11 protein-coding genes are annotated in these 12227 nt (G+C 61.1%); 2 read left to right on the top strand and 9 right to left on the bottom strand.

All coding sequences use genetic code 11. From position 1 onward, the window contains the following. Positions 1-84 precede the first annotated feature (84 nt). The 4 genes from pheS to infC form a co-directional block, all read right to left on the bottom strand. Complete coding sequence (gene pheS, locus JNB71_RS07430; RefSeq protein WP_220371218.1) at positions 85-1170, bottom strand: phenylalanine--tRNA ligase subunit alpha; 1086 nt, start codon at positions 1168-1170, stop codon at positions 85-87. 96 nt (positions 1171-1266) lie between these two features. Continuing rightward, positions 1267-1671: a 50S ribosomal protein L20 gene (gene rplT, locus JNB71_RS07425; RefSeq protein WP_112853423.1), complete on the bottom strand. Its 405-nt coding sequence runs from the start codon at positions 1669-1671 to the stop codon at positions 1267-1269. 37 nt (positions 1672-1708) lie between these two features. Continuing rightward, positions 1709-1912 (bottom strand): 50S ribosomal protein L35, encoded by a 204-nt coding sequence (gene rpmI, locus JNB71_RS07420; protein WP_029620731.1) that lies wholly within the window; start codon positions 1910-1912, stop codon positions 1709-1711. Positions 1913-2146: 234 nt separating this feature from the next. Continuing rightward, entirely contained in the window at positions 2147-2683 is a 537-nt protein-coding gene (gene infC, locus JNB71_RS07415; RefSeq protein WP_083925864.1) for a translation initiation factor IF-3, read from the bottom strand. A 215-nt stretch (positions 2684-2898) separates the two neighbouring features. On the opposite strand from infC, the gene JNB71_RS07410 reads away from it, so the two are divergent. Together JNB71_RS07410 and JNB71_RS07405 are read left to right on the top strand one after the other, a co-directional pair. Then, positions 2899-3702 (top strand): alpha/beta hydrolase, encoded by an 804-nt coding sequence (locus JNB71_RS07410; protein ID WP_220371217.1) that lies wholly within the window; start codon positions 2899-2901, stop codon positions 3700-3702. A gap of 237 nt (positions 3703-3939) precedes the next feature. Beyond that, entirely contained in the window at positions 3940-4560 is a 621-nt protein-coding gene (locus JNB71_RS07405) for a transglutaminase-like cysteine peptidase (RefSeq protein ID WP_220371216.1), read from the top strand. A gap of 65 nt (positions 4561-4625) precedes the next feature. On the opposite strand, the gene mbfA is transcribed toward JNB71_RS07405, so the two are convergent. From mbfA to JNB71_RS07380, 5 genes are all read right to left on the bottom strand, one after another. Further along, positions 4626-5609 (bottom strand): iron exporter MbfA, encoded by a 984-nt coding sequence (gene mbfA, locus JNB71_RS07400; RefSeq protein WP_220371215.1) that lies wholly within the window; start codon positions 5607-5609, stop codon positions 4626-4628. A 284-nt stretch (positions 5610-5893) separates the two neighbouring features. Continuing rightward, positions 5894-6547 (bottom strand): TetR family transcriptional regulator, encoded by a 654-nt coding sequence (locus JNB71_RS07395; protein WP_220371214.1) that lies wholly within the window; start codon positions 6545-6547, stop codon positions 5894-5896. Positions 6548-6592: 45 nt separating this feature from the next. Further along, entirely contained in the window at positions 6593-9736 is a 3144-nt protein-coding gene (locus tag JNB71_RS07390; protein WP_220371213.1) for an efflux RND transporter permease subunit, read from the bottom strand. Positions 9737-9746: 10 nt separating this feature from the next. Then, positions 9747-10970, bottom strand: a complete 1224-nt coding sequence (locus JNB71_RS07385; RefSeq protein WP_431028363.1) for an efflux RND transporter periplasmic adaptor subunit — start codon at positions 10968-10970, stop codon at positions 9747-9749. A 231-nt stretch (positions 10971-11201) separates the two neighbouring features. After that, the gene (locus tag JNB71_RS07380; protein ID WP_220371211.1) at positions 11202-12203 is read right to left on the bottom strand and encodes an ABC transporter ATP-binding protein; all 1002 of its coding nucleotides are present in this window, start codon (positions 12201-12203) and stop codon (positions 11202-11204) included. Positions 12204-12227: the final 24 nt, after the last annotated feature.

Raw genomic sequence — 12227 nt, 5'->3', positions numbered from 1 at the left:
TAGGCTATCGATACGAGCGCTTTAATGTCGTCGATAGATAGATTGGTTTTTTCGAAGCAGTCGTCGCGCACAGCTCGCATAATCTCACACGCTCAACCCGCCGAACAGCGTCGGCATGTCGAGCGGGCGGAAGCCGTAGTGGCTCATCCAGCGCACGTCGGCATCGAAGAAGTTTCTCAGGTCCGGCATGCCGTATTTCAGCATGGCGATGCGGTCCAGGCCCATGCCCCAGGCGAAACCCTGGTAGACGTCGGGATCGAGGCCGCCGGCGCGCAGGACGTTCGGGTGCACCATGCCGCAGCCGAGGATTTCCATCCAGTCGGTGCCTTCGCCGAACTTGACGATCGGGCCGGAGGAGCGGTCGCACTGGATGTCGACCTCGAAGGACGGCTCGGTGAAGGGGAAGAAGGACGGGCGGAAACGCATCGTCACATCGTCCACCTCGAAGAAGGCCTTGCAGAATTCTTCGAGAATCCAGCGCATGTTGGCGACGTTCGACTTGGTGTCGACGACGAGACCCTCGACCTGGTGGAACATCGGCGAGTGCGTTGCGTCACTGTCCTGCCGGTAGGTCTTGCCGGGGATGATGATGCGGATCGGCGGCTTTTGCGCTTCCATGGTGCGCACCTGCACCGGCGAGGTGTGCGTGCGCAGCACCTTGCGCTCGCCGTTCTCATCCGGATTGAAGAAGAACGTGTCGTGCATCTCGCGCGCCGGATGGCCTTCGGGGAAGTTCAGCGCGGTGAAGTTATAATAGTCGGTCTCGATATCCGGACCTTCGGCGATCGAGAAACCCATATCGGCGAAGATCGCGGTGATCTCGTCGATGATCTGGCTGATCGGATGGATCCGGCCGCGCTCGGCCGGCGACGAGCGCACCGGCAGGCTGATATCGACGGTTTCGCGCGCAAGGCGTTCGGCGATCGCCGCGTCCTTCAGCGCCGACTTGCGGGCGGCGATGGCTTCGAAGACGTCGGTCTTCAGGGCGTTGATTGCAGCACCGCGTGTCTGGCGCTCTTCCGGCGACATGGTGCCCAGCGTCTTCAGGAGCTCGGAGATCGAGCCCTTCTTGCCGAGTGCGTTGACACGCACGGCCTCGATGGCCGCCTCGTCACCTGCACCCGTCACCTCGCTCAGCAGCTTTTCTTTCAGTGCTTGCAGATCGGACATGGTTCATTTCCCGTGATCGGTCAAAGAAAAACCCGCGCCAGCCGTACCAGCGCGGGTTTCCCAATTAAAATAGCAAAGGCTTGGGAAGCGCTGGTCTTAACGAACCGCGCTTTCAAACTCGTTGGTGGTGCCTGCGTCCTTGAGGTATTCGAGCGCCTTCTTGGCGGCAGCGACGAGCGCGCCGAATGCTTCCGTCTCATGGATTGCCATGTCGGACAGAACCTTGCGGTCGACTTCGATGCCAGCCTTGGAGAGGCCGTCGATGAAGCGGCCATAGGTCAGGCCATGCTCGCGGACGGCAGCGTTGATGCGCTGGATCCAGAGAGCGCGGAAGTTGCGCTTGTTGACCTTGCGGTCGCGATAAGCGTACTGCTTCGAACGGTCCACGGCTGCCTTGGCGGCGCGGATGGTGTTCTTGCGGCGGCCGTAGAAGCCCTTGGCTGCCTTGAGTGTCTTCTTGTGCTTGGCGTGAGCTGCTACGCCGCGTTTTACACGTGCCATGTCATGATCTCCTTAAAATCCAAAAGTGCCAGACGTCTTAGAGACCGTTGGGCAGGTAGTTCTTGATGACCTTCTTGCCATCAGGCTCTGCAAGCACCATGGTGCCACGCGCATCGCGAATGAACTTGTTGGACCGCTTGATCATGCCGTGGCGCTTGCCTGCGGCAGCCGCTACGACCTTGCCGGTTGCGGTGATCTTGAACCGCTTCTTGGCAGAGGATTTCGTCTTCATCTTGGGCATTTTGCTACTCCATTTTTCTTGATTTCGAGATCGACTGACGAGGTCGTCTCCAGCGTAAAGAACGGCCACGGCATGCCCTGCCGGACCGTTCGGACGGGGGCTTGTAACCGAAGCGCCCGCAAAGTGCAATGGCATTGAGGAAAACGCGCCGATATTTCCGCATTGCCGGCTCCTGATATGAAAAAGCCGCCTGTTCGGCGGCTTTCATCAGGAGCAAGCCTGGAAACGCGGCGCTTACTTCGGCGCCAGCACCATCATCATCTGACGGCCTTCGAGCTTGGGCTCGGCTTCGACCTTGGCGATCGCAGTGGTGTCTTCCTTGACCTGGAGCAGGAGCTTCAAGCCAAGTTCCTGGTGCGCCATTTCGCGGCCGCGGAACTTCAGGGTCACCTTGACCTTGTCGCCTTCTTCGAAGAAGCGGTTCATCGCTCTCATCTTCACGTCGTAATCGTGCGTGTCGATGTTCGGACGCATCTTGATCTCCTTGATCTCGATGATCTTCTGCTTCTTGCGTGCCTCGGCTGCCTTTTTCTGCGTTGCGTATTTCAGCTTGCCCAGATCAAGGATCTTGCACACCGGCGGTTCAGCGTTCGGTGAAATCTCCACCAGGTCGAGGCCGGCCTCCTCTGCCATGCGCAATGCCTGATCTGTGGGGATGCTGCCGTGGTTGACACCTTCGGCGTCGATGAGCTGAACCCGGGGAACCCGGATTTCCTTGTTAGAGCGGGGCCCGTCTTTTGTCGGGGCGTCCGTTTTGAACGGTCTGCGAATGGTCGTACTCTCCTCGAGCTGTTAAATGGAATGCATGACGGTAGCGCGATTTCCCGGCAAAATGCCGTTCAACTGCCGATGGACCGTCATGTGGAAATTGCTGCCGGAAAGTCAATACCACAGCTTTTTGTAGAAATCACCACCTGTCAGGCATTCGGAGAATCTGTTTTAGAACGAAAAACAGCGAGAAACGCTCAAAAAAAGGAAAAGACGCGATGTCATTGCCAAACGCAGACGCTGAGCCTGACTATCTCGATGTCGGCAGCGGCGCGGATAAGCGCCGGATTGCCATGCGCGTCCTGCCCGCGGCGCACGGCAAATCGCTGCCGGCATTCGTCTGGCTCGGGGGATACCGGTCTGACATGGCCGGCACCAAGGCAGTCGAGCTCGAACGGCACGCCGAAAAGACCGGCGCCGCCTGCATCCGCTTCGATTATTCCGGTCACGGCGTTTCCGGCGGCACGTTTGCGCACGGAACCATTTCGCGGTGGCTGGAAGAAAGCCTTGCGGTACTGGATCACGTCAATCCCAAGCGCATGGTGCTGATCGGCTCGTCGATGGGCGGCTGGATCGCGCTTCGGCTGATCGCGGAACTGCGCGCCCGCGGGCAGGGTGGCCGCGTCGCCGGCCTCGTGCTGATCGCGCCGGCGCCGGATTTCACCAGTGAACTCATCGAGCCGAACCTGACGGATGCCGAGCGTGCATCCCTTGCCGAACGCGGCTATTTCGAGGAGCCGACGCCCTACGGCCCGGACCCGAACATATACACCGCAAGACTGATCGAGGACGGACGCGACAACCGCGTGCTGCACGGTATCATCGAGACCGGTTGCCCGGTGCATATCCTGCAGGGCATGCGCGATCCGGACGTGCCGTATGGCCATGCGTTGAAGCTGATGGAGCACCTGCCGTCCGACGATGTCGTGATGACATTGATCCGCGACGGCGATCACCGCCTGTCGCGGCCGGAGGACATCGAGCGCATGCTGGCCGCCGTCGACGGTATGGTAACGGCTTGAAAACGTGCGGTAATTCATCTGCGATGCCGGTTCGCCCCGCATTTTAACCATATCCAGCAATCCCCGATTCTGCAGATTGACTTCGTTTCGGCCGCGCTGTTAACTCTTTGTTAACGATTAGAGCAGCTCGCGATGGGGATCGATTGCGAAAGCTGACGTGAGATTTTCAGATTTTCGGCTTTTCGCGGGGATTCTTCAGAACTGTTTCAGGAGAAAGCCGCGCCACAGGGGACGTGTATGGCGCAGTTGACTGGGGTTAGGAAAATGGTCGTGGCAATCGCGGCTGTTTTCGCATCGGCAGGCGCGGCAATTCCGGCGCCATCGGCAACAGCCCTCTCGATGCAGACGGGCGCCATCACCTCCCAGCCCATCGGCCATTACGAGTTCTGCCAGTCCCATCGTGTAGAATGCGAGATCAAGTCCAGGTCTTCGACCGCGCCGCGCGTCACCGATTTCGGCTGGTCGATCATCCGCGAGGTCAATCTTGCCGTCAATCGCCAAATCACCCCCGTGACCGACATGGACCTCTACGGCAAGGACGAGGTCTGGGCCAATCCGACGACGGCGGGCGACTGCGAGGACTTCGTGCTGTTGAAGCGAAAGCGGCTGATGGAGAAGGGCTTTTCGCCGTCCGATCTGCTGATCACCGTCGTCCGCAAGCCGGACGGCGAGGGCCACGCGGTTCTGACCGTGCGCACGGCCCAGGGCGATTTCATCCTCGACAATCTCGAAAACGAGGTAAAACTCTGGACGAAGACACCCTACCGCTTTTTGAAGCGTCAGGCCTCCTTCAACACCGGTCGCTGGGTTACCATCGAAAACGGCGCGGAAGTGCTGGTCGGCTCGGTCGGGAACTGACAAGCTGATTTCCAGTTCAAGAGAAGGGCGCCGGATGCGCCGCCCCTTCTCTTTGTCACCCGGTATCACGCATTCCCGATCAGCACCCCCGCCGCCAGCACAAGGCTGCCGCCGATCACCACCTGGACGGCGGCGCGCAGGAAGGGGGTTTCCATATATTTGTTCTGGATGAAGGCGATCGCCCAGAGTTCCACGAAGACGACGATCCCGGCGATGATCGTTGCCGTCCAGAAATGCGGAATGAGATAGGGCAGCGCGTGTCCGAGCCCGCCGAGCGCCGTCATGATGCCACAGGAAAGGCCGCGCTTGAGCGGCGAGCCGCGCCCCGAAAGCTTGCCGTCGTCATGCGCCGCCTCGGTGAAGCCCATCGATATGCCGGCGCCGACGGAGGCCGAAAGGCCGACCAGGAAGGTCTGCCAGGTATCCTGCGTGGCAAAGGCGGCGGCGAAGATCGGCGCCAGCGTCGAGACCGAGCCGTCCATCAACCCGGCAAGACCCGGCTGCACATAGGTGAGCAAAAACTGGCGATAGGCCGTGTCGTCCTCTTTCCTGCGAACGCCTTCCGGCACATGCTTGTCGGTCAGCATGCGCGCCACGTCCTCATGGCCCTGTTCGGCCAGCGCCAGCTCGCCCAGCAATTGCCGTGTCGCGGCGTCCGAGGTGTTCTTTGCGGCCTCCACGTAGAAATTATAGGCCTGCGTCTCCATCGCCTCGGCCTCGCGGCGCATGGCGTCGAGCGACAGGTTCTGGCGCAGCCAGTCCGGCCGGCGGGTCAGGAAACCGTTGACATGTTCGCGCCGAATGAGCGGTATCCGCTCGCCGAAGCGGCGGCGATGCATGTCGATCAGCATGTTCTTGTGGGTGTTTTCCACCTCGGCCATGTCCTCGAAAATCCTGGCCGAATCCGGGTACCTGTCCTTCAGGATCTGCCCATAGGCCTGGTAGATGCGGCCGTCGTCCTCTTCGGAGGATATGGCGAGCGCCAGAACCTCCTGTTCGGAAAGCGATGACAGGCTGCGTTTGGAGCCGGAAAAAAGACGTGAAAACATGATGCGAAATGCCTAGTTTAGAATTATTCTAAAAATAGTCAGACCTCACGAAAAGGTCAAGGCGAAACGGCCGCGCGAGACTCGACAGCGAGCGCGATAACTTCATACATAGTCAGAGGATGAACGCTTTCCCCAAAGCTCCGACCGCATGAACCCGCTCCTGTCCAGCAAGGATACGCTTCTTGATCGCCTCGGCGTCAAGCTGATCGGCGCCCTGCCCGCGCCGTCAAGCTGCACCTGGAAGCCCGCGTGATGCTCAACGGGCGCAAGACTGTGGTGTTCCGCTAGGCAATCGAGTGGACATCAGCCGGAGCTTCGATGTCGATGGTTGCCGGCCTGAAGCTTGCGAACAACCGCTTCAATCCGTCCCGGCCTTCGGCCGCCAGATCGAACCGGCGGCCGAAGAGAAGCCATTCCGTGCAGAGCCCGCCCACCATCCACCACAATGCTCTGGTCGCCGAGTGCGGCGTCCAGTTTTCATTGAGATGGCCCTCGTTCCGAGCCCTTGCGAAGGCGCTCTCGAGCGAAGCGAGGTGCCTGTCATCGACCTCCTGCTGTCTTTCGAGAACCGGCATGAGGTCCCCGCCATAGCTGCAGCGCAGGAGGATGGTGAAGATACGCTGCCGATGCTCGTCGCTTGCCAGTTCGTCCAGCCAGTCGACCGTCAGCTTTTCGATGAATGCGAGAACACCGGAGGCCGGTTGCTCGATATCGCGCGCAATCATGTCTTCCAGCGGCAGGGACACGGAATTGTAAAGCTCGAGAAAAAGATCGGTCTTGTTGGCGAAATGCCAGTAGATGGCGCCGCGCGTTACGCCGGCCGCCTTGGCGACATCGTCGAGGGTCGCGTTGGAGACGCCTTTCTCATAGAAAACCCGCTCCGCCGCATGGAGGATGCTGTTGCGTGTTTCTTCCGCCTCGGCCTTGGTTCTGCGCATCGCCCCTCCTAAAAAGGGCTCGCCATCGGCGAGCCCTTATCATCATCATTCGCCCGGTGCTGCCACTGTCTCGGCTTTCTGCGTTGCCGGCTTTGCCTTCGTCCGCCCGAAGATCTTCATCACGAAGACGAAGAAGATCGGGACGAAGAAGATGGCCAGAACCGTCGCCGAAATCATGCCGCCCATGACGCCGGTGCCGATGGCGCGCTGGCTGCCCGAGCTAGCCCCGGTGGCGATCGCCAGCGGCAGAACGCCAAGCGTGAAGGCAAGCGAGGTCATCAGGATCGGCCGGAAGCGCAGGTGCGATGCCTCGATCGTTGCTTCCAGCAGCGATCTGCCGGCCTGTATCTGCTCCTTGGCGAACTCGATGATCAGGATCGCATTCTTCGCCGAAAGGCCGATGATCGCGATCAGGCCCACCTTGAAGTAGACGTCGTTCGACATGTCGCGCAGGGTGACGGCCAGAACCGCGCCGATGACGCCAAGCGGCACCACCATGATCACCGAGACGGGGATCGACCAGCTTTCGTAGAGCGCGGCCAGGCAGAGAAACACCAGGAGGCAGGACAGCGCGATCAGGATCGGCGCCTGAGAACCGGACTGGATCTCCTGCAGCGACTGGCCGGTCCATTCATAGCCGAAACCGGCCGGGAGCTGCTTGACGAGGTTCTGCATCTCGGCAATGGCGTCACCCGACGAATAGCCGGGCTTCGTATCGCCGCTGATGCGCACGGCCGGATAGCCGTTATAGCCCACGGTCTGCGTCGGCGCCTTCACCCATTCGACGGTTGCGAAGGAGGAGATCGGCACCATGCCGCCATTCGAGTTGCGAACATTGAGATTGAGCAGATCGGCCGTCTGCATGCGCTTGTTCTCGTCCGCCTGCACCGTCACGCGCTGCATGCGGCCGGCATTCGGGAAGTCGTTGACATAGGTCGAGCCGAGATTGGTGGAGATCGTCGCGTTGATATCGGCGAAGGTCACGCCGAAGGTGTTGGCCTTTTCGCGGTCGATGATCACGTTTGCCTGCGCTGCGTCCGGCATGCCCTCGAAACGCACTCCGGCGACGACCGGGCTCTGCGCCGCAAGACCAAGCAACTGATCGCGCGCCTGTGCAAGGGCCGCCTCTCCGAGACCGCCACGATCCTGCAGGCGGAAGGAGAAGCCACCCGTCGTGCCGAGCCCCTGGATCGGCGGCGGCGACAGCGCAAAGCTGATCGCATCCTTGATCTGGCTCATCGCCATGCTGGCGCGGCCGGCGATCGCCTGGGCCGCGTTTTCCGGACCGCGCTCCGCCCAGTCCTTGAGTGTCACGAAGGCAAGCGCCGCATTCTGGCCTGCGCCGAAGAACGAGAAGCCGTTGATCGCGACGATGCGATCGACGCCCTGTTCCTTGCTGAAGATATCCTCGGCTTGCTTGATTACCTCGTCGGTGCGATGTCCGGTCGCTTCGGACGGCAGCTGCATCATGACGATGACATAGCCCTGGTCCTCATCCGGCAGGAAGGAGGACGGCAATTTGAGGAACAGGTAGCCGAGCCCGGCCAGCACCGCCAGATAGATGATCATGAAGCGACCGGTTCGGCGGGTGAGCCATGACACGGAACTGCTGTAGCGATGGGACGTGCGCTCGAACAGCCTGTTGAACCAGCCAAAGAACCCAGTCTTCGCATGGTGATGCCCCTTCGGCACCTGCTTCAGGAAGCTGGCGCAAAGCGCCGGTGTCAGCGACAGGGCAAGCAGCGCCGAAAACAGGATCGACACCACCATTGTCAGCGAGAACTGACGATAGATCACACCGACAGCGCCGGGGAAGAAGGCCATCGGGATGAACACCGAAGCCAGAACCAGCGTGATGCCGATGACGGCGCCGGTGATCTGCTTCATCGCCTTGCGGGTCGCTTCGCGCGGCGACAACCCCTCTTCCGACATGATGCGCTCGACATTTTCAACGACGATGATCGCATCATCGACGAGAATACCGATCGCCAGCACCATTCCGAACATGGTGAGCACGTTGATCGAGAAGCCCATGAAATACATGACGGCACAGGTGCCGAGCAGGGCCACGGGAACGACGATCGTCGGTATGATCGTATAGCGGATGTTTTGCAGGAACAGGAACATCACCAGAAAGACGAGGCCGACTGCTTCAAGCAGGGTGTGCAGCACCTTCTCGATCGACACCTTGACGAAGGGCGAAGTGTCGTAGGGGATCGAGTATTCCAGCCCCTGCGGGAAATAGCCCGAAAGCTCGTCCATGCGCGCCTTGATCGCCGCCGACGTTGCCATGGCATTGCCGGTCGGCGAGAGCTGTACGCCAATGGCAGCAGAAGGCTTGCCGTTCAGACGGGTGGTGAAGGAATAGCTTTCCCCGCCGACCTCGATCCGCGCCACGTCGCGCAGGCGCACGGCCGATCCATCCGGATTGGCGCGAAGAACGATGGCGCCGAACTCCTCCGGCGACGACAACTGGCCCTTGATGATCACGGGCGCTGCGATCTGCTGGGTGATCGGGTTCGGCTGCGCGCCGATCGAACCGGCCGCGACCTGCGCGTTCTGTGCGCCGATCGCCGTCGTCACGTCTGCCGCCGTCAGGTTGAGGCCGAGCATCCTGTCGGGATCGAGCCAGACACGCATCGAGCGCTGGGTGGCAAACAGCTGGGCGCGGCCGACGCCGGGCACGCGCTGCACTTCGCTCAGAACGTTGCGGTTCAGGTAATCGCCAAGCCCGATGGCATCCATCGAGCCGTCGGTGGAGGTCAGAGCAATGATCAGAAGGAAGCCGGAACCAGCTTCATCCACCTGCACGCCCTGCTGCTTGACGCTGTCTGGCAGCCGCGCTTCGACGCGGCGGACACGGTTCTGCACATCGACCGCAGCCTGTGCCGGATCCGTGCCTGGCTCGAAGGTAACGTTGATTTCGCTCGATCCTTGATCGCTGGAGGTGGACTCGAAATAAAGAAGCCCGTCGACGCCGTTCAACTCATCCTCGATGAGACGCGTAACGCTTTGATACGTGTCCTGCGACGAGGCGCCGGGATAGGTTGCGGTGATCGAGATCTGCGGCGGCGCCACATCCGGATATTGCGAGATGGGAAGCTGCGGGATGGCGATGGCGCCGGCCACCATGATGAAGATCGCAACCACCCAGGCAAAAATGGGCCTGTCTATGAAGAAGCTTGGCATGGTCCCGCCCTCACTTCTGCTCGGTGGCGGGCTTTGCGCCGTCCGCCTGGGCGGACTGAGCCGCTCCCGCCTCACCGGCAGGCTTGCCGTTCGGGTCCCATTCGGCCGGAACGACCACCGCTCCGGGGCCGATCTTCTGGAAGCCCTCGACAATCACCTTTTCACCAGCCTTCAGGCCTTCCGTCACCATCCAGCGATTGCCGACGGTGCGCCCGAGCGCGATGCTGCGGAATTCCACCTTGTTCTCGCCGTTGACGATATAGACCTGCGACTGGCCGCTATTGCTGCGCTGGACAGCCTGTTGCGGGATGGCGATCGCGTTCTTTTCGACACCCTGCTGGATCTGTACGCGAACGTACATGCCGGGCAGCAGATCGTTGTGCGGATTGGGGAATTCGCCACGCAGCGTCACCTGCCCGGTCGTTTCATCGACGGCGGCCTCCGAGAAGAGCAGCTTGCCCTCCTGCTCGTAGAGCGTGCCGTCGTCGAGGATCAGCTTTACCGCCGCTTCATTTTTCGCCGTAATCAGCTGGCCGTCCTGCAGGGCCTTGCGCAGGCGGATCAGATCGGTCGCCGGCTGTGTGAAGTCGGCATAGACGGGATCCAGCTGCTGGATCGTTGCCAGGTTTTCGGTGCCGTTGGCGCTGACCAGCGCGCCTTCGGTGATCAAGGCGCGGCCGATGCGTCCGCTGATCGGCGCGGTGACGCTTGCATATTGGAGATTGAGCCTGGCGGTCGCGAGACCGGCTTCGGCAACTGCGACGTCAGCATCTGCCTGCGCCAGTTGCGCGATCGCATCGTCGTACTGCTGCAGCGCCGCCGCGCCGGATTTGCGCAGCTGGGTCTGCCGGTCAGCGGCCTGCCTGGCCTGAAGTTGCACGGCCCTGGCGCGTGCCAGGGTCGCCTCGGCGCTGTCGACCTGGACCTGGAAGGGGGCCGGGTCGATCTTGTAAAGTACCTCGCCTTCCCTGACCATCGAGCCCTGCTGGAACACGCGATCGACGATAATGCCGCTGACGCGCGGACGGACCTCGGCGATCCGGGTTGCGGCGATTCGGCCCGGAAGCTCGTTGGTGATCGGCAGTTCTTCGGTCTTCGTTGTCACGACCGCCACCTGGGAGGGGGGAAACGCCGGAGCAGCCTCCTCGTCCTGTTTCTGGCATCCGGCAAGCAAAGCAAGTGCTGCCACGGCCGCTGTCGAGATCAATCGATTCATCCGCATCGTCGGTTCCAAGCAAAAGTCCGGCGCGACCAGCTTCCCCGCAAGAGGGAAGCGGCAGCGGCCGGAAGTTTAAAAAATATCAATGAGACACGGCTCACCGGACACGTGCCGAGGCCATATCAACTATACAAACAAGTGTGTATGTTAGAATCAGAACGAGCGCAAGCCGATGATGCGACGCACAGATAAACGTGATCGAGCGATGGACTGGGTCACCGCTCGATCAAAATCGCTCTCTGGAGATCAGCGTTGAACGCGATCGTCGGCGCCAAACCGATGCATCAGCGCCTTGTCCGGCGTTGCGTAGACGACGTCATCGACATCGTAGCGGTGCTCGCCAAAGAGCCGCACCGTCAGGAGGCCGGTATCCTCGGTCTCCAGATAGAGGATGGTATCGGCGCCAAGGTGTTCGACATGGATGACCTTGCCTTTCCAGTCGCCGCCATTGCGCGACAGGGTGATATGTTCAGGCCTTATGCCGATGGTCTTTGCCTGGCTGTCGCCGAGCCTGCCCGCCTCGATGAAGTTCATCTGCGGCGATCCGATGAAACCGGCAACGAAGACGTTTGCCGGCTTGTTGTAGAGCTCCATCGGCGACCCGATCTGCTCGATCTGGCCCGCATTGAGCACGACGATCTTGTCGGCGAGCGTCATGGCTTCGACCTGGTCGTGCGTCACATAGATCATCGTCGCCTTAAGGCTGCGGTGAAGCCTGGCGATCTCGAGGCGCGTGTTGACGCGCAGCGCCGCATCGAGGTTCGACAGCGGCTCGTCGAACAGGAAGAGCTTCGGTTCGCGCACGATGGCGCGGCCGATGGCGACGCGCTGGCGCTGGCCACCGGACAATTCGGCCGGACGGCGGGCGAGATAGGGGTCCAGCGACAGCATCGTGGAGGCCTTGCCGACCTTGGCGTCGATCTCGGCCCTCGGGGCGCCCATCTGTTTCAGGCCAAGGCCCATGTTGTCCTTTACCGTCAGGTGCGGATAAAGCGCGTAGGACTGGAACACCATGGCGATGCCGCGTTTGGCGGGTGGCGTGGTGATGACTTCCTTTCCGTCGATCTGGACGCTGCCGGAGGTCGCATCCTCGAGACCGGCGATCACCCGCAGCAGCGTGGACTTGCCGCAGCCGGAGGGACCGACAAAAATGACGAACTCGCCGTCCTTCACCTCAAGATCGATGCCCTTCAGCACCTCATGGGTGCCGAACGCCTTGCGGATGGATTTCAGATTCAAAGATCCCACGTGAGGTGCCTCTTCCTTGTCGCA

Source organism: Rhizobium herbae (assembly GCF_019511375.1).
GTDB classification, from domain to species: domain Bacteria; phylum Pseudomonadota; class Alphaproteobacteria; order Rhizobiales; family Rhizobiaceae; genus Pararhizobium; species Pararhizobium herbae_A.
Note: the sequence above shows the minus strand (reverse complement) of the source record. Positions and strands in the feature narration are given on the sequence as shown.